This is a genomic window from Cryobacterium sp. TMT1-66-1, from assembly GCF_004403435.1.
GTDB classification, from domain to species: Bacteria; Actinomycetota; Actinomycetes; order Actinomycetales; family Microbacteriaceae; genus Cryobacterium; species Cryobacterium flavum.
In genome coordinates this window covers 89,773-112,461 of the sequence record NZ_SOGP01000002.1, presented here as the reverse complement: position 1 = coordinate 112,461, position 22,689 = coordinate 89,773, and the positions used below count along the sequence as shown (strand labels likewise).

The window sequence follows — 22,689 nt, the reverse complement described above, 5'->3', positions numbered from 1 at the left end:
TGCCTTGCGACAGCGTCGTTGGACGATTCGCGCCGGGCGCTCGCTTCGGTCAGACCGATTCAGGGCAAGAACAGGACATCCGGCGTGACAATCACTTCCAAGACCAGAGCTTCCTGACGGCCCGCAAGAGACGGCGCGATACGGTCCAGGACCGACACTAGGTCGGAGTAACCGTCTATTTTCAGGGCCTCCACGCCCAACCCAGCGGCAATAGCGGAAACCGACACCCGACCGAAGGACGGCCACGGGGCAGCGCCGCCGCGTTGATCGGCCAGACGGTTCATCACGGCGTAGCCGCCGTTATTCAGGACGATGAAGACGACCCCGACTCCGAGATTCGCGGCTGTCCATAGCGATTGGATTGAATACATCGACGAACCATCGCCGATGATTCCGATGACGGGGCGGTCCGGCTGGGCCATCTTCAGCCCGATGGCCGCTGGCATGGCAAACCCGAGCCCACCCATCGCAGCGGACAAGAACCCGAACGGTCGACGGGCCGGAATAAGAGCCTCCAGAGCCGGACGGGAGGACGGGGATTCCTCGACAACGGTCGTCTCTATCGGAAGACGCTCTGCGAGCAGCTGAAAAACGTGTGCTGCTCGCAGAGGCTCGTCGGCGGTCGGTGGATCCAGCTGGTAGCTCTGGGCATGACGCTTCACGTGGTCGGACTTTTGCACCGCGGGAAGGGGGCTGCGAACTCCGACTTGGGTGCTGATGAACGAGCACAGGGCGGCAGGGTCTCCGATGATGGACAGCTCAGCGGGGGACCGATTCGCCTCCGAGGCATCCGCGGTCAGGACGAAGACCCGCATGCCGTTTGGCACAAGAGAACCGGGCTTGTATGGATATTGGCGTAGGGCGGCGGTGCCAACAACGAGGAGAACGTCGTGGCCGTTGAGAGCTTCCCGCACGCGGGGGCGGTCGGCGGGGAGGCTGCCGCGGAATAGAGGGTGATCCTGCGGGAAGCCAGCCCGGGAACCGAAGGCTTCCTGCCAAACCGGGGCATGCAGACTTTCTGCGAGCTGCACCAGAGCGGCCCATCCTGCTTCGTTGTCGTTTCCCGACCCGGCGATGATTGCGGGTGCGGCCGCGCCGCGCAGCGCGGTTACGACGTTCTCGAGTTCCGTCGGGATCCCGCGCGGAGCCGAAATACTGTGGCTCGCGGCGGCTGTTGCGGTCGGATCTGCTGGCTCATCCCAGTCGTCCATCGGAACGATCACGATGACCGGCCCGCGTTCCTGGCGGGCGAGGTGTATCGCCCGTCGAATGGCCGACGGTACATCGGCGGCGATGACCGGCGAGATTACTTCCAGCGGATAATCTCCCGCGAGCCCGGCGAGTCGGCCGGCGAGGAAGGGCTCGAGTGCGAGGTGTCGTCGGTCCTGCTGACCGACGACGACGACCATTGGCGCGCGGTTAACCCGCGCCGTTGCGATCGCCCCGACTGCATTCCCGAATCCCGCCGTGGTGTGCAGGAGCACGAAGGCTGGCGAGCCGCTACCGAGCGCGTGGCCGGCGGCGATGCCGACCACCGACCCCTCGTGAAGCGCGAGAACAAATTGGATGTCTTCCGGCAGATCAACTAGGAAGGGGATCTCCGTGGACCCGGGGTTCGAGAAGATAGTAGTGAGGCCTTCGGCGCGCATGACGTCGAAACACGCGTCCCGCACGGTGGCGGTGGCAGCACTCATGACTTGTGGCCCTTCTTCGTTACCGCGATCGGCCCTGAAAGGGGACCGCTCTTCGCCAGCTGGATCTGCTCGTAGACGTGCCCGCGCAACTCGTTGAAGCGTGCGCTCGACCGGGTGGTAAGTTGGTCGCGATCTACCGGAAGGTCGATCGTCAGATCTTCCTGCACGACCGTTGGGGAGTTCGACAGCACGAGCACCCGTTCGCCCAGGTAGACCGATTCGTCGATATCGTGCGTGATGAAGATGATCGTCACGCCGAGCTTCTGCCAGATGTGGCGAACTAGGTCCTCCAGATCGGCCCTGGTCTGCGCGTCCACGGCGGCGAAAGGCTCATCCATCAGCAAGACCTCTGGCCTGTACGCCACTGCTCGCGCGATCGCGACACGTTGCTGCATTCCGCCGGACAACTGCCAGGGATAGCTGTCTGGCACGTGGGAGAGCTCGACGGCGGCGAGGGCGTCATCCACGAGTTTCTTGCGTTCGGCGCGTGGTATTCGCTGGTTCTTCAGCGGCAATTCGATGTTGGCGCGTACGCTCATCCACGGCAGAAGGCTGCGACCGTACTCCTGAAAGACGACGGCCATGGAATGAGGCGGGCCGACGACATTTGTACCGCGTAGTTCGATCGATCCCGATGTCGGGGTAAGTAGTCCGGCGATGCACTTCAGCAGAGTCGTCTTGCCCGCGCCGGACGGTCCGACCACGCAGACAAGCTGACCTGGCGCGATGTCAAACGTGAGGTCGCGCACCGCTTCGATTTCGCCGCCTGGGACCGGATAGACCTTTCGCAGGGCCTTGACCGACAGCATTGGCGGCTCGGATGAGAATTCTCCCGGGATGCGCTCGCCGTCATTGAGTACTTTAACTGCCATGCTGAACCTCTTTCAGGCCGGTGTACCAACTCAGCAACCGGTTTTCGATCGACTTGGAAATCACGGAGAGTGCAAGGCCCATGAGGCCGAGAACGACGATCCCACTCCACATTTCTGGGATAGCGAACGCACGTTGGAAAAGCACGATGGTGAAGCCCAGTCCGGAGGATGACCCGAACATTTCAGAAATGACCATCAGGATCAGTGCGATGGACGTGCTCTGTCGTACCCCGGTCATGATCTGGGGGCTGGCCCCAGGCAATACCAGATAACGCAACCGGGCAAAACCGGTCATCGAGTACGTCCGAAAGGTGTCGCCGAGCACGGGGTCGACGGCCCGCACCCCCTCAATAGTGTTGAGCAGCACGGGCCAGATGGCGCCGGAAATGATCACAATGATCTTCATCTGGTCGTTGATCCCGACCAGCAGCATGAGCAGTGGAACGAGTACTGGCGGAGGAATCGCTCGGAAGAATTCCAGCAGTGGCTCGGTGAGGCTGCGGAGCCAGCGCACTGAGCCGATTAGCACGCCGAAGATCACACCCAGCAGGATTGTCAACCCGAGTCCGACCAGCAGGCGGAGGACGCTGGGAACGAAGTCCGTCCAGAACCTCTCTCCGGCCCAGACCGCCCAGAATGTCTGCATGAGCTTGAGGGGCTTTGGCACGAAGAAGTTGGTCGACCCGAGCGTTAGCGTCCACCACAGTGCAACAAGAAGCACGGGCAGGCCGACAAAATAAAGGGTACGTTTAGTCGATCTCATAATGCTACCTCTCCGCGGACCGACGTGTGCCAGGAAAGAACGCGTTTTTCAACCAGGCGCACCCCGGCATTGATGAGAACGCCGATGAGGCCGGTCGCGACAATGAGTGCGTACATTTCGGCAACCGCGCCTCCTGACTGGGTCAAGGCAATCTGTTGGCCGAGGCCGGGGCTGCCGATGACCAACTCGGCTGTAATAGCCAGTATGAGCGCGACCGCGGACGCCAAGCGGATCCCCGTCATGAGGTAAGGCAGCGTCGTCGGCCAGACGACGTATCGGATCCGAGCCATCCGCCCCAGGCCGTAGCTGCGGGCCGTGTTGTCAGCAACCGGATCGACGTCGGCCACCCCGGAAAGCACCTGAAGCAGTACCTGCCAAAACGATGCATAGACGATCAGCAGCAGTGATGATTCGATCTTCAGCCCGAAAAGGAGAACCGCCAGCGGAATCAAGGCGACGGAGGGGATCGGCCGGAGGAATTCGATCGTAGATCTCGTGGCGCGGCGAAGAAATAGGCTGGAACCGATGAAAAGGCCGAGCACGATTGCAGTGATGATCGCAATGGCGAGGCCCAGAGCCCAGGCGGTCATAGTCTCGGCGACATCACTCCAGAAACCGGGCTGAACCAAATAGGCGAAGAATTTCGCCATGACCAGGCTGGCGGGTGGCAGGTATCGCTCATTTACCAGGCCGAGCCGCGGAATTGCCTCCCACGCGACAAGGAACAGCAGGATGCCCGTGACCCCTAGCGCGGGGCCGTTCAGGTGTTTCATTGACATTCTGCTGTTCCTCATCGTTTCGCAGCGCGTTCTTATGCCGAGGTGATGGTGAGCTACGGCAGCATCACGCTGAGATCGGGCTTCGCCGAGAGAGTGCCGAACTTGACGGCTGCTTCGCCAAGCTTCGTCGCTGCGTCGCCGTTGAAGTCAACCCGGAACTCTGGCAGGACCATATTCGTGAGCTGGTCGGCCGTCATTTTCGTGTACGTGGTCACTATCTGGCGCACCTCGTCGGGGTGGACCTGGGCGTATTCGAGGGACTTGTTCATCGCGGTCTGGAACTTCGTGACGAGGTCAGGATTGTTGCTGATGGTGTCGCCATTGGCGAAGTAGCCGGCGATATCAAGGTTGGTGTCGAACGCTGAGAAGTTGTACGAAATGATTCGGGCCCCATTGGCGACGGCCGAGTTGAGGAAGGGAGCGAGAATCCATGCCGCATCGACCTGGCTGTTCTCAACCGCTGCCTCGGCATCGGGAAAGCCGACCTCGACGAACTGGATCGTGGAGGAATCTCCACCGTCGTCCTCAACGATCTGACGAATCGTCGTGTCGCCAATGTTCTGCAGATTGTTGACGGAGACTGTCTTCCCTGCGAGGTCCGCGGCCGACGTGATCGGGGAGTCGCCACGAACGATGACTGCACCGAAGTCGGGCGTGCCGGCCGTCGAGTTGCCGTTCGCGACATATCGGAGGTCGAGGCCCTTGTCTCTGGCGACCATGACAGAGACCAAGTTGCCGAACGCGAACTCATAGTCGCCCGAGATCACTCCCGGTACCGCGGCAGCGCCTCCTGTCGTGACCTGGACGGTGAGGTCGAGACCTTCATCGGAGAAAAAGCCCTTTTCCTTGCCGAGCCAAATCGGCGCCGTGTCGACAATGGGGATGACGCCTACGGTGATTGGGGTGAGCGCGTCGGTTTCGGCTGGTGCCGTGGTACTGGCGCCGGCCGAGCAGGCGCTGAGGGCGATGACGGATGCCGCGGCAAGTCCGATCAATAGCGATTTCTTCATTTTCACTCCATTGTGTGGTGATACGGGTCGTGCTGCTGTGGGTGCCCGGGGCACTGCGAGCTACGGTCGTGAAGACTGATCCGCTCTGATTGGAGACTAGCCATGCGTTTCAATGCAAAAACATGCGCTTCCATTCAGTGGAAGTTCTTGGCACATCGCGGTAGCGTGGCGAGTAATGAGCGGAAAACCGGTACAAAAGCGTACGAGCGGCGACGCCGCTGCCGTCGACGACCGTTCCGTCGCGGCCAGGCTGTTCGCCATTCTGGACGCCTTCGCGGCTCCCGCCGGTGCAACCTCGCTTACTCTCACGCTGACGGCCATCGCCCAGCGGGCGGGCCTGCCGCTCTCGACCACGCACCGGCTGGTTGCGGAGTGGGTGAGTTGGGGTGGCCTGGCCAGGCACGAAAACGGCCAGTATTCCCTCGGCATGAAGCTGTGGGAGCTCGGGGTGCAGACGCCGACTGCCCGTAACCTGCGCACCATAGCGCTGCCCTACCTCGAGGACCTCTATGAGACGACGCGTGAGCATGTGCACCTCGCCATTCTCGACGGACGTGACGCCCTGTACCTCGAGAAACTCTCTGGCCACCACGCGGTTCGACTGATTTCGCGGGTTGGCGCGCGCCTGCCGCTGCACTCGACCGGGGTGGGGCTCGTACTCCTGGCCTACGCACCCACCGACGTCGTGCAGCAATACCTCGCCACAAGCCTGCAGCGCTTTCTGCCACGTACCATCACCGAACCGGAAGCCGTACGCAAACGGCTGGCCGAAATTCGATTGAAGGGCATCGCTCGCATGTCGGAGGAGATGACGGCCGGCTCGAGCTCGCTGGCCGCCCCAATTCGCGACCGCACCGGCCAGGTCGTGGCTGCCGTGTCGATCGTGACCCGCACGACCGACACTGTCGACTCGGAGCACGAACGCGCGGTGCGCCTGGCCGCTCAGGGGGTCAGTCGGGCCCTCGGCTATCGGCGGGCCCAGCAATGATGGATTGTCAACACTTTCACTGAGTGGAAGAATTACACCGCGGGCCTGAGTAGCACACCACACTGTTCAGATCACCCCTGTCATTGTCGCTAGGAGACTCCGTGCCCCACGAAACAACCCGCGTCGCTATCATCGGCGCCGGTCCAGCCGGACTTCTCCTGAGCTGGGCCCTGCGTGATGCCGGCATCGACTCGATCGTCGTCGAAAACCGCTCGCAGGACTACGTGCAGGGGCGCATCCGCGCCGGCGTGCTGGAACAGGGCTCGGTCGAGACCCTGACCCGCCTCGGGCTGGGTGACCGCCTCGCATCCGAGGGCCTGCAGCACGACGGAATCTACTTGCAGTACGCCGGCGAGCGCCACAATGTGAACTTCAACGAGCTGATCGGCCGCACGGTCACCGTCTACGGCCAGCAGCAGGTCGTGAAAGACCTCGTCACAGCCCACGAGCAGGCCGGATCGACGATCTACTACGAAGCCTCCGATGTGGCCGTCGACTCGCTCACCACGAAGAACCCGAACGTGACCTTCGTACACGATGGCGAAGCGCACACCATCGACGCCGACTTCGTCGTGGGTGCCGACGGATTTCACGGCATCTGCCGCGCGTCGATCCCTGCCGAAGAAATCACCCTGTTCGACCGCAGCTACCCCTACGCCTGGCTTGGCATTCTCGCTGACGTGGCACCGTCCTCGGACGAACTCGTCTACGCGCTGCACGAAGATGGTTTCGCGATGCTCTCGATGCGCTCGCCGGTCGTCTCCCGGCTGTACCTGCAGGTCGATCCGGCCGACGATATCAAGAACTGGTCGGACGACCGCATCTGGGAAGCTCTGCAGACCCGGCTCGGCACGCCCGGCTGGACCCTGAATCAAGGCCCGATCACCGACAAATCGATCACCCCGATGCGCAGCTTCGTGGCGTCGCGCCTGGCCTACGGCAACCTCTTCTTAGTCGGTGACGCCGGCCACATCGTGCCGCCGACCGGCGCAAAGGGCCTCAACTCAGCCATCTCCGACGTCACCCAGCTCGCCGCGGCGCTCACCGCCTTCTACGCGAACGACGAAACGCTGCTCGGTCGGTACAGCGAGACCGCGCTGGCCCGGCAGTGGCGGGTGCAGCAGTTCTCCCGCTACATGACCGAGATGCTGCACACCAGCCCCGGCGATCTGCAAACCGGCGCGTTCGACTACCGCAGCCAGCTCGGCCAGCTCGACTACGTCACCCACTCACCGCTCGCCCAGCGCATGCTCGCCGAGCAGTACACCGGCCTCCTGCTCTAATCGATATCGAGGACGCCATGACCCAGAAAACACCCGGCACCGGCCCGGCCAGTCAGAACGAGATCACCGCCGAGATCGAGAGAATCGAAGCGGATGCCGCCGCCCGCGTCGCCGCCGGCGGCTCACCCGAGCTGCAGCCGCGCCGCGACTACGCCCCGTATCGCAGCTCCCTGCTGCGCCACCCCACCCACGAGCTCGTGCGCGTCGACCCGGAAGAGGTCGAACGGGTCTCACCCGCCTTCGGCCACACCGACGTGAACGTGCTGGAGAGCGACCTCACCATCCAGCACGCCGGCGAACCGATCGGCGAACGCATAACAGTGAGCGGCCGCGTGCTCGACGGCGAGGGCCGCCCGGTGCGACACCAGCTGATCGAACTATGGCAGGCCAACGCCGGCGGACGCTACGTGCACAAACGCGACCAGCACCCAGCGCCGCTCGACCCCAACTTCACCGGAGTCGGCCGCGCCATCACCGGAGACAGCGGCGAATACTCGTTCACCACCATCAAGCCCGGGCCCTACCCGTGGAAGAACCACCTGAATGCGTGGCGACCTGCCCACATCCACTTTTCACTATTCGGCACCGCGTTCACGCAGCGCCTGATCACGCAAATGTACTTTCCCGGCGACCCGCTGTTCGCCCTCGACCCGATCTACCAGTCGATAGCGGATGCCGACGCTCGCGCCCGCCTGGTCGGGCAGTACGACCACAGCCTGAGCGTGCCCGAATTCTCGCTCGGCTACAACTGGGACATCGTGCTGACCGGCCCGAAGTCCACCTGGATGGAAAGCGAAGACGCCGATGAATAAGCTCCAAACACCGTCGCAGACCGTCGGCCCGTTCTACGGCTACGCCCTGCCCTATGCGGGCGGACCTGAACTGGTTCCCGGGTACCATCCCCGCGCCATCCGCTTTCACGGCACCGTCACCGACGGCGCCGGCGAGCCGATCCTCGACGCCCTGCTCGAGATCTGGCAGGCCGACGAGAACGGCACGCTCGTGCGAGAGCTGGGCAGTCTCGACCGCGACGGCTTCACCTTCACCGGGTTCGGCCGCTGCGCGACCACGATCGCCGGGCACTACACCTTCACGACGCTCAAACCGGGGGCGGCCGGCACCGCAGCGCCGTATATTCTGGTGACGGTCTTCGCTCGCGGAGTCACCCACCACCTGTTCACCAGGGCCTACTTTGCCGAGGATGCCGCGCTGCACGCGACGGATGCCGTGCTCAGCAGCCTGCCTGCTGACCGCCGGAAGACACTCATCTGTGTCTCAGAGGGCGTGATCGGGGGCGCCGAGTCGTACCGTTTCGATATTCGCGTGCAGGGCGAGAATGAGACCGTCTTTTTGGACTTTGATGCCTAACTTCACGTTCGATGCCGGACTGCTCAACCCGCTGAGCCACGGCACCCGCGAGTCTGAACTCACGAGCGACCAGGCCTGGCTGCAGGCCATGGTCGACGCCGAGCTCGCCCTCACCCGCGCGCTCGTCGACGCCGAGCTGGCCCCCGAGTGGATGCTCGCTGTCTGCGACGCGCTCGCCGACGCCAGCCAGTTCGACCTCGGCGCGATCGCCGTCGAGGCCCGGGGCGGCGGTAACCCGGTGATTCCGTTCGTGAAACACCTCGGCCGCGCCGCCGAACGGGTGCGTGCCGGGGCGTCGGACCACCTTCACGTTGGCGCGACCAGCCAGGATATTCTCGACACCGCCGCGATGATCGTGGCCCGCAAGGTCATCTGCGATCTCATCCACCAGCTCGATTCCTTCGGCGCCGACCTCGCCGCCCTCGCCGACGAACACCGCGGCACCGTGATGAGCGGCCGCACCCTCGGCCAGCAGGCCTCGCCGACGAGCTTCGGCTTCGTCGCGGCCGGCTGGCTCGACGCCGTGCTGCTGATCGTCACCCGTCTCGAAGGCATTCGTGACTCCCTGCCGGTGCAACTCGGCGGAGCCGTCGGCAACCTCTCCGTGCTCACCGAAATCGCCCGCGCCCGGCGCAGTGAAACACCAGCCTCGGAGGTTCTCGACACTGTGCTGGAGCGGTTCGCTGACCATGTCGGCCTGGTCGTGCCGCGCCTCAGCTGGCACACCAACCGGGTCGTCATCTCCGAACTGGCGTCCGTGCTGGCCGCCGCGACCGGGGTCGCCGGCACCTTTGCTCTCGACGTGTCGGTGCTCTCCCGTACCGAAATCGCCGAGGTGAGCGAACGCCTCGCCCCCGGCCAGGGAGGCTCCAGCGCTATGCCGCACAAGCGCAACCCCGTCTCAGCCGTGCTGATCACTGCGGCGGCGCTGCAGACGCCGGGTCTCGCATCCACTCTGTATGGAAGCATGCTCGCTGAAGACCAGCGCCCGAGCGGGGCCTGGCATGCCGAATGGCAGTCGCTGCGGGTGCTCGAACGGCTAACGATTTCGGCGGTGACCGGTGCCGCGTCGCTCGTCGCTCGCCTCGACGTGGACCCCGATCGCATGCGCGCCAACCTCGACCTGACCGACGGACTTGTGTTCAGTGAGCGAGTCACCACGATTCTGGCCGAAACCGTCGGCAAGACCACGGCGTTCGCGCTAGTCGAACGCGCGTCCCAGGAGGCGTTCGCTACCAACCGGCCGCTGCAGGTCGTCCTCGCGAGCATCCTCATCACCGAGGGCTGTTCCGACGAACTGCGCGCGCAGATCTGGGCGGCCTTCGACTATGAGGGCCAGCCCGGCCAATCGGCGGGCGGCATCGACCGCGTCGTGCACGCCTTTCGCCAGCGAGCGGATGCCGTCGCACGGCGTGCCCGGGCGGCCACCTCTACCGATATGGTCGAAGGAGACTCCGCGCAGGTGGGCGCCCCCGCTCGCTCGAACAATGCTCGCTCCAACAATGCTCGATCCAACAATGACGTGAGGACCGCATGACCCAGCCCGTCATTCTCTGCACCATCGAGCCGGCGCGAAACGGAAACGCCAACGCGCCACTGATCGTGCTCGGCCCCTCGCTCGGCACCACCACCGACCTCTGGGCCACCGTCGTGCCGGCGCTCGCCGCCACCCACCGGGTGCTGTGTTTCAACCTGCCCGGGCACGGGTTCAGCCCGAAGACGTCGGCCGCATTCACCCTTGAGGAGGTCGCCGACGCCGTCGTTGGCCTCGTCGATTCCATTGGTGTCGACACGTTTCACTACGCCGGAATCTCCCTCGGCGGCGCCATCGGCCTCGCCCTCGCCGTGAACCACCCAGGCCGCCTCGTGAGCCTCGCCGTGTTCTGTTCCGGCGCAAAAATAGGCTCGTTCGAGGCCTGGACCGAACGAGCCGCCGGGGTGCGGGCGAGCGGCACCCCCTCGCTCATCGCCGGCAGCGCCTCCCGCTGGTTCGCCACCGACTTTCTCGGCCGCGACCCCAAGGCCGGCGCGCACGCCCTCAACCAGCTGCTCGACATCGACGACGAATCCTACGCACTCGCATGCGAGGCGCTCGCCGTTTTCGACCAAACGGATGCCCTCAGCGGCATTCGCACGCCCGTTCTGTGCGTCTCGGGCGAGTTCGACGAGGTGACACCGACCGCGCAGCTCGAGGAGCTGGCTGCCCGCATCCCGGGCGCTACGTCGGCTGTGATCGCCGGGGCCGCGCACCTGCCGTCGCTTGAGCGCCCGGCTGAGGTCGGCGTGCTGTTGGCGGAGTGGGTGGCGGGAGTATCGGCTACGCCGGGCCCGGCCGGTGCTGGTCGTGCCCCGGGTACCGGTTCTGGTGGAGGCGTCGGTTCTGTTGCCGACGTCGGTTCCGCGGCGCCGCGACCCACCGCCGCGGCCGAGCCGCTGCCGGGAGGCCGCACCGCAGCATCCGCTTATGACGACGGTATGGTCGTGCGCCGCGCGGTGCTCGGCAACAAGCACGTCGATGCGGCAACCGCGGCGATCACCCCCGAAACCGCCGTGTTCCAGGACTTCATCACCCGCTACGCCTGGGGCGAAGTCTGGACCAGGCCGGGCCTCGACCGCCGCACCCGCAGCTTTCTGACCATCGCCGCGCTCGTCACCGGCGGGCACGAGGGCGAGCTCGCGATGCACGTTCGGGCCGCCCTGACCAACGGGCTGACCCGCGCCGAAATCAGCGAGGCGATTCTGCACACCGCAATCTATGCGGGCGTACCGGCCGCCAACGCCGCATTCGCCGTGGCCCGCGAGACCTTCGCCGGGCTCGATGCGGCTGCTGATACCTGCACCGACGACACCACTATTCGGCCCAGCTAAGGACCTCGAACCATGGACAAGACCTATCCCTCCGCTGCGGCTGCCGTCGCTGACATTCCCGATGGTGCGTCGCTCGCCGTCGGCGGGTTCGGCCTGGTCGGTGTGCCGATCGTGCTCATTCGTGCGCTGCTCGCGCTCGGCAGTACCAACCTGCACGTCGCGTCGAACAACTGCGGCGTCGATGGGTGGGGGCTCGGCGAGCTGCTCCGCGAGGGCCGGATCAGCCGGGTTATCGCTTCGTACATCGGTGAGAACAAGGACTTCGCCCGCCGCTACCTCGGTGGTGAGCTCGAGGTTGAGCTCACCCCGCAGGGCACTCTGGCCGAGCGGTTGCGCGCTGGCGGCACCGGAATTCCGGCGTTCTACACGGCGAGTGGCGTGGGTACCATGGTCGCCGACGGCGGACTGCCGTGGCGCTACGGCCCCGACGGCGAGGTGACAGTGTCCTCACCGCCGAAGGAGACTCGGCTGTTCTCGTCGCTCGGCAGCGAGAAGGAATACGTGCTCGAAGAGGCCATCGTCACCGATTACGCCCTCGTGCGTGCAGCCAAGGGCGACCGGCACGGCAACCTCGTGTTCGAGAAATCGGCCCGCAACTTCAACCCGGTGGCCGGCATGGCCGGCCGCATCACCATCGCCGAGGTCGACGAACTGGTCGAACCCGGTCAGATCGACCCCGACGAGGTGCACCTCGCCGGCATCTACGTGAACCGCATCGTGCAGCTGGGCGCGGTGGATGCTGCTGATCTGCCGATTGAGAAGACAACGACGCGGCCGCGACCGTCGACGGAAACTGGAGCGAACTGATGGCTCTCACGCGTAACGAAATGGCTGCCCGCGCCGCCCAAGAGCTCGCCCCGGACTCATATGTCAATTTGGGTATAGGCCTCCCGACGCTGATTCCGAACTTTCTCCCCGACGGCGTGCACGTCGTGCTGCACTCCGAGAACGGTGTGCTCGGCGTGGGCCCGTACCCGTGGGAGGGCGAGGCCGACCCTAAGCTCATCAATGCCGGCAAAGAGACCGTCACGGTCAACCCGGGAGCGGCGTACTTCGACTCGGCGCAGAGCTTCGGCATGATCCGCGGCGGGCTGATCGATGTGGCCGTGCTCGGCGCCATGCAGGTGAGCGTGGTCGGCGATATCGCCAACTGGGCGGTGCCCGGCAAGATGATCAAGGGTATGGGCGGCGCGATGGACCTCGTGCACGGCGCCGATACCGTCATCGTCGTCATGGAACACACGACCAGGACCGGCGAGTTCAAGATCAAGACGGTCTGCGACCTGCCTCTGACCGGCAAGGCCGTCGTCACGCGCATCATCACCGATCTCGCCGTGATCGACGTCACCCCTGACGGACTCGTGCTGCGCGAGGTCGCGCCCGGCGTCACCGTCGCCGAGGTACAGGCCGCCACCGAGGCCACCCTGCTCGTGCCGACCCCGCCGACCACCATCACGACCCTGATCGGCGCTGCCGAATGAGCGAGCTGCGCCAGGTCGTCATCTGCGAACCGCTCCGCACGCCGATCGGCCGGTTCGGCGGCGCGTTCAAGACCGTCGCCCCGGCCGACCTCGCCGCGGCGGTCATCGTCGCGCTGCTGGAACGCACCGGACTCGACGGGGCCGTTGTCGATGACGTCATCTTCGGCCAGGCCTATCCCTCGGCCGAGGCCGCGCCCGTTGCCCGGGTCGCCGCCCTCAACGCTGGCCTGCCCGTCACAGTCGGCGGTGTGCAGGTTGACCGTCGCTGCGGCAGCGGCCTGCAGGCCATCCTCGACGCCGCGATGCAGGTGCAAACCGGCGTCAGCGATCTCCTGATCGCCGGCGGCGTCGACGTCATGAGCCAGGCCCCGCTCTACACGGTCGATTCCCGCTGGGGCCTGGCCGGAACCGCCGGCGTGCTGCTGCGCGACGCCCTCGGCCGTGGCCGCGAGACCGCCGGTGGGCGCAACTATCCGGTGCCCGGCGGCATGCTCGAAACCGCCGAGAACCTGCGCCGCGACTACAGCATCGACCGCGTCGAACAAGACCAGCTCGCTGTGGAATCCCAGCACCGCGCCCTCGCCGCCGTCGCCGACGGCCGCTTCGTCGACGAGATCGTGCCGGTCACCGTACCCGGTCGAAAGGGCCCCGTCGTCGTCTCCGTCGACGAAACTCCGCGCGACACCACCCTCGAGGCCCTCGCAGGCCTCACCCCGATCATGGGCAAAACGGATGCCGCAGCCACCGTCACCGCCGGCAACGCCAGCGGTCAGAACGACGCCGCTGCCGCGTGCATCGTGACCACCCCGGAGCGGGCGGCTGAACTCGGGCTGACCCCCATCGTGCGGCTCGCGTCGTGGGCGCGCGCCGGCGTCGACCCCTCCCGCATGGGCCTCGGCCCGGTACCCGCCACGAAGCTCGCACTCGAGCGCGCCGGCCTCACTCTCGCCGACATGGACCTGATCGAACTCAACGAGGCCTTTGCCGCCCAGGTGCTCGCCGTCAGCCGGGAGTGGAACTTCGTTCCCGAAGACTGGGCCCGCACCAACGTCAATGGCTCGGGCATCTCGCTCGGTCACCCGGTCGGCGCGACCGGCGCCCGTATCCTCGCCACCGCGAGCCGCCACCTGCAGCGCACCGAGGGTCGCTACCTGCTCGAAACCATGTGCATCGGCGGTGGGCAGGGCCTGGCGGCCATCTTCGAGCGCGTGTAGCAGCATCCGCTTCGCCGAGGTGTGAGTTTGAGCCCGAAATTTGCTCAAAATGACCCCAGACTCACACCTCGGCGAGCGGATGGCTACCAGCGGGCGCCGCGTGCGGCCAGCGCAGCGCGCACTCGGCGTAGAAGTTCCTGCCCGCCGTACGTGAGGTCATCATCGGTAATGCGAACCATGCGCCAGCCCTGGTCTTCGACCCGCTCGCGTCGCGTGATGTCCTTACGGAATTGCTTCGGGTCCGTGCGGTGACCGTCGCCTTCATACTCGACGCAGACCCGAAATCGCGGCCAGGCCAGGTCGACGCGGGCCACAAAGTAGCCGTCGGAGTCCCGAATGACAAAATTGACATCGGGTTCTGGAATGCCGTCATCCACGATGAACAGGCGCGTCTTGGTCTCCTGGGGTGAATCGACCGCGGCGCGTGCGAGACTCGCGGCTTCCCGCAGGGCGCGGTATCCGCGTCGTCCGGTGAGTTCGGCCGCGACAACTTTCAGCTCCTCGGGCGTGTGGATGGGATTTCGACCCCGGCAGAGAAAGTCCGAAGCGGCGACGAGTTCGACTCGCCTGAGCGTCGGGGCGACATCGATCCAGGTGTGCAGGAGCGACGTCACCCGAAGGCCCTCGACCCGGTCAGTGACGAGCACCTCCCGCTTGTGCCCGACGATCCCCACCATCTGCGGAGCCCGGGCATTCTGCGGCACGCTGACATGCAGGCGTCGGTCTGTTTCGAGCCGATAGGGCAGCCACATTCCCTGGATTACGGCAGCCGTCGCGTGGCTGAAGACGTGAGTCGCGGGCATCCGTTGTGAGTAGGCCGTGGTCAATTCGAGAACGGATGCCGGTTGCACGTGATCAGCACGCAGACGTCGATAGGGCAGGGCAGCACGATCATGCGGAGTGGACATAGAGGAATAGTGCATTGAATCGGGATCGCGCATATTCGTTATGCACAGGCAGCCTCTGATTCGCCGCCGAGGTGTGAGTTTGCGCCCATTCTCGGCCAAATTCGGGGTAAGACTCACACCTCGGCGAACGGATGCTTCAGACCGCGCCGACATCGAGGTTGATGCAGCCCAGATACCCCGTTGCGGTCGTCATCGAAGCCGACCTGGGCCCCGCGCAGATAGGTGCCGTCGACGCCGGGCGTGGCCTCGGAATCGCCCTCGGTGTAGCTGCCGTCGGTCGTGGCACCAGACCCGCCAGAACCAAAGCGAGGTCGTTGCGAATGGAACCCACGTCGAAGTAATACGGCCCGGCTGTGCGCGACTCGGTCTCAGTGCCGCAGGATGACCCGACCGCGTCGAGCTTGGCCACGATGTCGCCGGCCGCGCTCGTCGACGGGATCAGTGTTGCCGTGCGGCATCCGTCTTGGGGATCTCCGGGCCCGCAAAACGCTACTGGAACGCGGAGATGCCGGTGATGGCGCGGCCGACCACGAGGGTGTTGATTTCGTAGCTACCCTCGTAGGTGTATAGCGCTTCGGCGTCGGCGAAGACGCGGGCCATGCCGAAATCGGTGGAGATTCCATTGCCGCCGAACACAGAACGGCCGAGCGCCACGGACTCCCGCATGCGGGCGCTGGAGGAAGCCTTGGCCAGCGCGGCGTGCTCGGGCCGCAGCGTGCCGGCCTGCTGCAGCTGGGCGATGCGTACCATCGTGCCGAGCGACGTCGTCGCGTTCTCGAGGATGCGTACGAGCTTCTCCTGCACGAGCTGGAACGAGGCGATCGGCTTGCCGAACTGCTGGCGCTCGAGGGCGTAGCGCAGGGCATGGTCGTAGGCGGCGAATTGCAGCCCGACGGTCTGCCAGCCGACCCACACGCGGGAGTTGGTGAGCAGCCGGTTGGTGTCGCGAAAGCTCGAGGCTCCTGGAAGGCGGTCGCGCTCGGCTACCACGACATTGTCGAGGGTGATCGTGGCGTTCTGCACGATGCGCAGGGCGATCTTGTTTTCGATGGCCTCGGCCGTGTAGCCGGGCAGGGTGGCGTCGACGATGAAGCCCTTGATCTGGTCGTCGGCGGTGTCGCGCGCCCAGACCAGCACGTTGGCGGCGAAGGTTCCGCTGCCGATCCAGCGCTTGACGCCGTTCAGGGTCCAGTTGGAGCCGCTGCGCGTGGCGGTCGTCTCCATATTGCGCGAAACGTCAGAGCCGTGCTCGGGCTCGGTGAGGGCGAAGGCTCCGATCTTGCGCAGGGAGACGGCGTCGTCCAGGTAGCGTTCGCGCTGGTCGTCGGTGCCGAGCTGGGCAATGGCCGCCGCGAACAGTCCGCTGTGCACGCCGACGAAGGTGGAGATGGAGGCATCTACCCGGGAGAGCTCGAGGGTCATGAACCCGTGCAGCAAGAAATTGTTGCCGCGGGCGCACAGCTCAACCAGGTTGAGGGAGGTGAGCACGGGAATGATCTCGAACGGGAAAGTCGCGTTGTTCCAGTGCTCGGCCACGACCGGGCGGATCTCGCGTTCGAACACAGCACGGGCCTGGGCTACGAGCTGCTGTTCCTCGGGGGAAAGCAGGTCCTGGTAGGAGAAGAAGTCGGCGGTGGGGCCGGTGAAGAAAGCGGGGCTGGCAGCATCCGTTTCGGGGTAGGCCGTTGCGTCGTCTATGCCGCTGGTGGCGTCGATGTCGGTGCTGGCAATGACAATGCTCATGGCTGGTCCTCTCTGACCTGGTACACCTGAATTGTGCGCCAATGAGCCCAATTGCGCAATCTCTCGCCTGAAGACCGTGCATAATGCAAAAGACTTGGGGGAGGAGGCCCGCCAGATTGCCCTCTCTGCGCGAGCGCCCAATTGTAAGCCTCCGAGGCGGGCGCCAGGAGGTGATCGCCGAGGTGCGTCATCGACCCGTGAGTTTCGTGCGCCGAGGTGTGAGTTTGAGTGCGAATTTTGCTCAAAATCGCCTCAGACTCACACCTCAGCGAGCGGATGGCTACCGCGCGCGACCCGCTAGCGCGTCGCGGAGGTGTTCATAGTCAGAACGTCGGTGCCGTCCAGGTCGTGCAGGCCCAGCGTCACGTTCACGACACCGAGGGTGCCGAGCGACGAAACGTGGGTGCCGCCACAGGGGATTCGCACGCTCGTGCCCGGCAGCTCGCAGACCCAGTAGCGGCGATCGGTCAAAAGGTCGCCGTCGCGGTCGATGCGCACCGCGGCTTCCGTTGATGTCCAGTCCAGGAGGGTCGCGTTGATGGCTGCTTCGAGCTGGGGCAGCGCCTCGGCGAACCCGTCCACGGAGAAACCCTTCTTGCGCAGCGACTTGCCGAGCCGGTAGGTGTCGACCGAGGCGTTCGGCCCGATCAGCGACTCGTCGATGGCGAGGCCGTCGAAGTCGGGATGGCCCAGGGCGTCGGGGCGCACCTCCTTTTTCCAACGGTCGGCGAGTGCGAGGTTGAGCGCGAGCGAGGCGAGGTGGCAGCTCGTGTGCCCGGCGCTCGTACTGTCGCGCAGGCCCTCGTCGACCTCGACGGTGACGGTGTCGCCGGCCGACAGCCCGTCCGTCTCGACCACGTGCACGACGACGAAGGCCCAGCCGGGCGTTCCCTTGCCCACCGGAATGTCCTCGCCGATATACAGCGCTGACCCGTCGGTGGCGCCCACGATGCAGTCTTCGACCGGCCAGAAGGCGGCGCCGTGGTGCAGCAGGGCGAGGTCGGGGCCCTGGTCGGGCCAGCCCGCATCGACCGGATGCACGGGTGTCACGTCGAGCAGAACCGCAAACCCGCCGCCCGGCAGCAGCTCGGAGTGCAGAACGGTCGCCTGGGCGTCGACCGCGCCACCCGGGTAGAGCACACGGGTGTCTTCGGTGGGCAGGGTCATGGCTGGTCCTTTCACTGTGGCAGACGGCGCGTCATCCGAGCGGATGCTGCGGCGCAAGCGGGTACATCAACCCAGCGGATTGAAGTGGTGCGAGAAAAAAAGAGGTGCCGCCACGATCGTGGCGGCACCTCGTGCGCTGGTTGGAACCTAGCTCTTGCGGGCCCGAGAAGCGGTCTCTTCAGACTTCGCCTTCTTGTCGGCCCTCTTTTCCTTGAGGGACTTGTCGGCAACCTTCTTGGTTGCATCCTTTTTCGGTGATTTGTCAGCCATTGTGTACTCCTTCGCGCCGAGCCGTGGGGCCCCGTCACCTTGAGAATACGCGGGTTTAGCGCAAACGGCATCTTGCGGCACGGCTCAGCCGGCCAACCCGCCGGCAGCCCTGTGCACGACTGCCGGTGTGTCGTATGCTGTCGCTCTACCGAACCGTTTCTCGTCGAAAGGTCACCCTCATGAGCCATAGCGCCACCTACCGTGCAGTTCTCTTTGGACCGAACCCGATCGCCGCCGGAACCGAAGTGGAGCTGGAATATATCGACGGTGCCTACCAAGACGCCGTGGTGCTCGAGTCGGTCGAAGATACGGAAACGATCACCCGCACCTACAAGCGCGGTCGGGAGACCGAGGAACCCATCCCGTACCGGTTCGTCGAAGAAGACGTCGCCGAAGACGACGGAGAGGCCGACGTTCCTAACTGACGCGAGTGGCGGCATCCGCTTTCACAGCTGATGCCGCCACCCTCGTTCGAAAGTTAGATGCGCTTGGTGGCGTCCCGGCCGAGCCGAACCGGCAGGGCCATGAGCGGTCCGACGAAGCGGCGCTGCAGGCGACGAGCCGGACCCCAGACGATCTGCACAACGTACTGCGACAGAAGAGCGCCCGCCGCAAGTGCCATGGCAATGCCCGCCGCGGTGAGCAGCGAGAGCAGCCCATTGATATCGCCCTCCGAGAGCTTCAGCAGTCCGCGAAACAGGGTGAGCCCGGGAACGAGTGGTACCAGGGCCGTCACCATGATCACGAGCGGGGGAGTGCGCACCATGCGCGCGGCGACCGCGGCGAGCAGGCCGACGCCGAGGGCGCTCGCCGCTGACCCCCAGACCAGGCCAAATCCGCCGGCCATCGCGGCCACGAACAAAAACTCAGCGAGGGCGCCGAGCACACAAACCACCCAGATCGCCCGCCACGGCACCTGAACGGCGAGCGCAAACCCGATAACGATCACCACGGCAGCCACCAGCAGCACCGGCAGAACGGCCAGGGTTACGATCGGGTTTGAATCGATCTCGAGAACCAGGCCGAACCGCGCCAAAAAAAGCGCCGAACCGGACACCCCGGTGACCAGGCCGGCCGTGATCAGCAGCGCCTCGACCAACCGCGCGGTGCCGGTGAGGTAGAACCCCGACAGTGTGTCGTGCACGGCGCCGAAGGTGGTGACGCCGGCCAGGAGCATGATGATGGTGGCGACGACCACGAGCGAGGGGCTCGCGGTGGGGTCGATCACCCCCACGATCGCGGCGACGATCGGGCCGACCGCACCGCCGACCACGGTCTGGTAGAACAGCGGAACCTGCCGGTGGTCGAGCACCGAAGTGATCCAATCGATGATCCAGGTGGCGATGAACGCGGCGATGATCACCGTCGGCCCACCGCCGATCAGCACGGCAGCGCCCGCACCGACCAGGCTCCAGCCGATGCGGCGCCACTGTTTGGGCACCTGCGGCTTCGAGCTGACGATGGTCGCCAGAATCTTGCGCGCCTCGGCCACCTCGATCGGCTTCTCGATGATGTCCGCGATCAGCTCCGAGGTGGCGGTGAGCTTGGAGTAGTCGAGGGTGCGGTATTTCACGTTGCGGCTGCGGGTGATCGACTCGTGCGTCGCCGGGTCTTCCTGCGTGAGCGTGATGATGGTGTGCGTGATGTTCGCGTCGGTGCCCTTGAGCCCGTAGGCACGGGTGAGCGCGATCATCGCGGCGGTCGCGTCTTCGGCACCGGCTCCGGCGGTGAAGATAACTTCCGCGAGTCGCATGGTGAGGTCGAGAACGGCCCGGGTATAGCCGGAGTGGTCGAGGGTGATAGCGGTGGTCTTGCTGAAGGTCATGAGGTGCGCAGATCAATCGGGCCGAGAACGGATGCTGCGGCGGTGGCGTGCGCGGAATCCGCGTCGGAGGGGTGGAAGAAACCGGCGAGCACGTCGCGGTAGAGCCGGGAGAGTTCGGAGGTCGTGTTGTAGGCCTGGCCGCCGGCGACTTGCACGGCGGTGTCCACGACGAACTTGGCGTTCTCTGTGGCCCGGTATTTGAGCCCGGACAGCTGCGCGAACCAGGCCGGTCCGACCGTGAACGAAAGCTCGTCGACCGCGCGGGCGAGGGCGTCGATTTGCGGGTAGATGCCGTCCATCGCGATGACGAGGTCGCCGACCCGCCATCGGGCCACCGGATCCTGCGCATGCGTGCGCCCGTCGTTCTTCAGCGACGTGCGCCGGTGCGCTCCCGCGACGGCGAGCTCCAGCGCGCGCCGGCCGATTCCGGTGTAGACCGCGGAGAGCAGGATCTCGAAGTTGGCGAAGATTCCGGCCACGAGCGGGTCGCCGTTCGGGCCGACCGGCAGCCGCCGCACGACCCGGTCCGGGCGGGCCAGAGCGCCGTCGAGCACGGTGCTCTGGCTCTGGCTGGCGCGCATGCCGAGGGTGTTCCAGTCATCTTTGGAGCGGATGCCGGCATCCGCTTTCTCGAGAAACGCCCAGACGATCGCGGGGTCTGACGGGTCGGTCGAGTCGAGTCCGAGGGTGCCGAGCCGGGTCCAGGCGGGGGACAGCGACGTGAAAACCTTGGTGCCGGTGAACCGGTAGCCGCCTTCTGGGGTAGGGCGGGCGTCCGTTTGGGAGCCGAACAGAACCAGGTCGTTGCCGGGTTCGCTCACGCCGAAGCCGAAGATTTCGCCTCGGCCGGCCTCGTCGAGCAGAAAGTCGAGCGAGCGGTCGCCCTGGGCGTGCAGGCTGCGGGCGACGCCGGTCCAGACCAGGTGCATGTTCACGGCGAGGGCGGTGGCCGGGGCGTGCGCGGCCAATCGGGTCTGCTCGCGCATGGTCTGCTGCAGGGTGAGTCCGAGTCCGCCGAACTCTGTCGGCACCAGGGCGCGCAGGTAGCCGGCGGCGACGAGCGCTTCGAGGTCTTCGGTGAAGAACGCGTTGGCCTCGTCATACCCGGCAGCCCGCGCGCGGACGCCCGCCAGCAGCTCGGCGGACAGCAGCGGTTCGTCGCTCGAGGGTACAAAAACGGGCGCCGCGGGCAGGGCTATAGCAGGGAGAAACTCGGTCACACAGACAAGCCTATGCAGCCTTGCGGCGCCGCGCGAACATGCGCACGATCAGAAGCACAATTGTCCCCACAATCGCCAGCAGAACCAGCCAGGGCAAGGCAACTCCGAGGCCGACCAACAGGCCGCCGAGGGCGGTCACGAGGGCGGTCCAGCCGACGATGATTCCGCTCCAGAAGGTGTCGGGACCGCTCGCGGCGACGGTGCCCTCCGCGACCAGTTCGAGCTGCACGGTGGAGTAGTCGATCTGGTCGGCGAGGTAGTCGCGCTGGGACTGCAGGCTTTCCAGCTCGCCCTGCCGGCTCGACAGAGCACTTTCGATGCTGATCAGGTCGGCCGTGGTGGTGGCCGACGCCATCAGCGCCAGCAGCCGGTCGACCGAGGTGGTCAGCGCGGTGATGCGGGCGTCGAGGTCCTGGCTCTGCTGGGTCACGTCCTGCGCGGTGAGCGTGACGAAGTTGAGGGTGCCGAGCTTTTTCAGCTCGGCCAGGGTGCGGTCGAGTTCGTCGGACGGAATGCGCAGGGTCAGGTTGGCGCTGGCCGGCTGCACGTCGGTGGCCGGGTTTTCGCTGCGGCTGTCGACCCGGCCGCCGGCCTGTTCCGTGATCGTGACGGCCGATTCGCTCGCTTTCACCGGGTCGGTGGCGGTGATCGAGAGGGATCCGGTGGTGATGACATCGCGGCTGGAGGTGTTCACGTCGCCGGTGGTGCCCGTGACGGAGGCCTTATCGCCCGCGGCAGGAGCTACGCCGCCGGAGACACTTTCCGACGAATTTCCCGAATCGCGGTTCACCGAGCTGCCGCTGTTCGTCGTGCATCCCGCCAGCAAGACGGCGGTCAGAAGAACCGCGATCACACCCCAAGTTCGTCTCATGTCTCACTGTATTGGCGCGCCGACGCCCGGGACTGGAGGCAGTCTGGGAGTCGGATCACAATTGGGACTCGATGTCTGTCCCCCGAAGTAAGGTCGTGGGGTCGGCGGTTCAGCCCGACTCGCAACGACCAGGAGGACGACATGGGATTCATTGACGATGCCAAGGATGCACTCGACGCCACCGGCAAGAAGATCGGCCGGGCCGTGGATGATGCCAAGGACCGCATCGAAGACAAGGCCGATGAGGTCAAAGCCGACGCCAAGGTGAAAAAGGCTGAGGGCGACGTGAAGCACGCCGAGGCCGAGCGGGGCGTCACCGAGGCCAAGAATGACTTCAAAGCCACGCTGCGCGACGATAATTAGAT

The 22,689-nt window shown here is 65.5% G+C and carries 23 protein-coding genes; 11 read left to right on the top strand and 12 right to left on the bottom strand.

Going from position 1 to position 22,689, the window contains the following annotated elements:
- Positions 1-59 precede the first annotated feature (59 nt).
- Genes E3T29_RS01385 through E3T29_RS01365 form a run of 5 tightly spaced genes read right to left on the bottom strand, consistent with a single transcriptional unit; the run spans position 60 to position 5,118 of the window.
- Entirely contained in the window at positions 60-1,694 is a 1,635-nt protein-coding gene (locus tag E3T29_RS01385) for a thiamine pyrophosphate-dependent enzyme (RefSeq protein ID WP_134343772.1), read from the bottom strand.
- Positions 1,691-2,503 carry an ABC transporter ATP-binding protein gene (locus E3T29_RS01380; protein ID WP_134343831.1) on the bottom strand — a complete coding sequence of 271 codons (813 nt, stop codon included), beginning with the start codon at positions 2,501-2,503 and terminating at the stop codon, positions 1,691-1,693. Before E3T29_RS01380 ends, E3T29_RS01385 begins: the two co-directional genes overlap by 4 nt.
- 52 nt (positions 2,504-2,555) lie before the next feature.
- Positions 2,556-3,329 carry an ABC transporter permease gene (locus tag E3T29_RS01375; RefSeq protein ID WP_134343771.1) on the bottom strand — a complete coding sequence of 258 codons (774 nt, stop codon included), beginning with the start codon at positions 3,327-3,329 and terminating at the stop codon, positions 2,556-2,558.
- Positions 3,326-4,102, bottom strand: a complete 777-nt coding sequence (locus E3T29_RS01370) for an ABC transporter permease (protein ID WP_134343770.1) — start codon at positions 4,100-4,102, stop codon at positions 3,326-3,328. Before E3T29_RS01370 ends, E3T29_RS01375 begins: the two co-directional genes overlap by 4 nt.
- Before the next feature lie 59 nt (positions 4,103-4,161).
- Positions 4,162-5,118 (bottom strand): ABC transporter substrate-binding protein, encoded by a 957-nt coding sequence (locus E3T29_RS01365; protein ID WP_134343769.1) that lies wholly within the window; start codon positions 5,116-5,118, stop codon positions 4,162-4,164.
- A gap of 175 nt (positions 5,119-5,293) precedes the next feature.
- Here E3T29_RS01365 and E3T29_RS01360 point away from each other — a divergent pair, with 175 nt between their 5' ends.
- From E3T29_RS01360 to E3T29_RS01320, 9 genes are all read left to right on the top strand, one after another.
- Positions 5,294-6,106, top strand: a complete 813-nt coding sequence (locus E3T29_RS01360; RefSeq protein WP_166792302.1) for an IclR family transcriptional regulator — start codon at positions 5,294-5,296, stop codon at positions 6,104-6,106.
- 101 nt (positions 6,107-6,207) lie between these two features.
- Entirely contained in the window at positions 6,208-7,389 is a 1,182-nt protein-coding gene (locus E3T29_RS01355; protein ID WP_134343767.1) for a 4-hydroxybenzoate 3-monooxygenase, read from the top strand.
- A 17-nt stretch (positions 7,390-7,406) separates the two neighbouring features.
- On the top strand, positions 7,407-8,201 hold the full coding sequence (gene pcaH / locus E3T29_RS01350) for a protocatechuate 3,4-dioxygenase subunit beta (RefSeq protein WP_134343766.1): 795 nt from the start codon (positions 7,407-7,409) through the stop codon (positions 8,199-8,201).
- On the top strand, positions 8,194-8,757 hold the full coding sequence (gene pcaG / locus E3T29_RS01345) for a protocatechuate 3,4-dioxygenase subunit alpha (protein WP_134343765.1): 564 nt from the start codon (positions 8,194-8,196) through the stop codon (positions 8,755-8,757). The genes pcaH and pcaG overlap by 8 nt, the downstream gene beginning before the upstream one ends.
- A complete protein-coding gene (locus tag E3T29_RS01340) occupies positions 8,750-10,294 on the top strand; it encodes a lyase family protein (protein WP_166792301.1) in 1,545 nt (514 codons plus the stop codon). Before pcaG ends, E3T29_RS01340 begins: the two co-directional genes overlap by 8 nt.
- Positions 10,291-11,625, top strand: coding sequence for an alpha/beta fold hydrolase (locus E3T29_RS20580; RefSeq protein WP_134343763.1), 1,335 nt, complete (start codon positions 10,291-10,293; stop codon positions 11,623-11,625). Before E3T29_RS01340 ends, E3T29_RS20580 begins: the two co-directional genes overlap by 4 nt.
- A gap of 12 nt (positions 11,626-11,637) precedes the next feature.
- On the top strand, positions 11,638-12,432 hold the full coding sequence (locus tag E3T29_RS01330) for a CoA transferase subunit A (protein ID WP_134343762.1): 795 nt from the start codon (positions 11,638-11,640) through the stop codon (positions 12,430-12,432).
- Positions 12,432-13,106, top strand: a complete 675-nt coding sequence (locus E3T29_RS01325) for a 3-oxoacid CoA-transferase subunit B (RefSeq protein ID WP_134343761.1) — start codon at positions 12,432-12,434, stop codon at positions 13,104-13,106. The genes E3T29_RS01330 and E3T29_RS01325 overlap by 1 nt, the downstream gene beginning before the upstream one ends.
- Positions 13,103-14,320 (top strand): acetyl-CoA C-acetyltransferase, encoded by a 1,218-nt coding sequence (locus E3T29_RS01320; protein ID WP_174776385.1) that lies wholly within the window; start codon positions 13,103-13,105, stop codon positions 14,318-14,320. Before E3T29_RS01325 ends, E3T29_RS01320 begins: the two co-directional genes overlap by 4 nt.
- 83 nt (positions 14,321-14,403) lie before the next feature.
- Here E3T29_RS01320 and E3T29_RS01315 read toward each other — a convergent pair whose 3' ends face one another.
- The 4 genes from E3T29_RS01315 to E3T29_RS20440 all read right to left on the bottom strand — a co-directional run bounded on the left by E3T29_RS01315 (position 14,404) and on the right by E3T29_RS20440 (position 18,408).
- On the bottom strand, positions 14,404-15,228 hold the full coding sequence (locus tag E3T29_RS01315) for a hypothetical protein (RefSeq protein WP_134343760.1): 825 nt from the start codon (positions 15,226-15,228) through the stop codon (positions 14,404-14,406).
- A gap of 489 nt (positions 15,229-15,717) precedes the next feature.
- Complete coding sequence (locus E3T29_RS01305) at positions 15,718-16,971, bottom strand: acyl-CoA dehydrogenase family protein (RefSeq protein WP_134343759.1); 1,254 nt, start codon at positions 16,969-16,971, stop codon at positions 15,718-15,720.
- Between the two features lie 297 nt (positions 16,972-17,268).
- The gene (locus E3T29_RS01300) at positions 17,269-18,138 is read right to left on the bottom strand and encodes a metal-dependent hydrolase (RefSeq protein ID WP_134343758.1); all 870 of its coding nucleotides are present in this window, start codon (positions 18,136-18,138) and stop codon (positions 17,269-17,271) included.
- Between the two features lie 147 nt (positions 18,139-18,285).
- Positions 18,286-18,408 carry a hypothetical protein gene (locus tag E3T29_RS20440; RefSeq protein WP_255408738.1) on the bottom strand — a complete coding sequence of 41 codons (123 nt, stop codon included), beginning with the start codon at positions 18,406-18,408 and terminating at the stop codon, positions 18,286-18,288.
- 179 nt (positions 18,409-18,587) lie between these two features.
- Between E3T29_RS20440 and E3T29_RS01295 the strand changes: the two genes are divergently transcribed.
- Positions 18,588-18,833 carry a hypothetical protein gene (locus E3T29_RS01295; protein ID WP_134343757.1) on the top strand — a complete coding sequence of 82 codons (246 nt, stop codon included), beginning with the start codon at positions 18,588-18,590 and terminating at the stop codon, positions 18,831-18,833.
- Positions 18,834-18,886: 53 nt separating this feature from the next.
- Here E3T29_RS01295 and E3T29_RS01290 read toward each other — a convergent pair whose 3' ends face one another.
- From E3T29_RS01290 to E3T29_RS01280, 3 genes are read right to left on the bottom strand one after another with little or no spacing between them, the layout of a single operon-like run.
- Complete coding sequence (locus E3T29_RS01290; RefSeq protein WP_134343756.1) at positions 18,887-20,233, bottom strand: threonine/serine exporter ThrE family protein; 1,347 nt, start codon at positions 20,231-20,233, stop codon at positions 18,887-18,889.
- Positions 20,230-21,426 carry an acyl-CoA dehydrogenase family protein gene (locus E3T29_RS01285; protein WP_174776388.1) on the bottom strand — a complete coding sequence of 399 codons (1,197 nt, stop codon included), beginning with the start codon at positions 21,424-21,426 and terminating at the stop codon, positions 20,230-20,232. Before E3T29_RS01285 ends, E3T29_RS01290 begins: the two co-directional genes overlap by 4 nt.
- Before the next feature lie 37 nt (positions 21,427-21,463).
- On the bottom strand, positions 21,464-22,324 hold the full coding sequence (locus E3T29_RS01280) for a DUF4349 domain-containing protein (protein WP_134343755.1): 861 nt from the start codon (positions 22,322-22,324) through the stop codon (positions 21,464-21,466).
- A 141-nt stretch (positions 22,325-22,465) separates the two neighbouring features.
- Here E3T29_RS01280 and E3T29_RS01275 point away from each other — a divergent pair, with 141 nt between their 5' ends.
- Positions 22,466-22,687, top strand: a complete 222-nt coding sequence (locus E3T29_RS01275) for a hypothetical protein (RefSeq protein ID WP_134343754.1) — start codon at positions 22,466-22,468, stop codon at positions 22,685-22,687.
- The last annotated feature ends 2 nt before the right edge of the window (positions 22,688-22,689 follow it).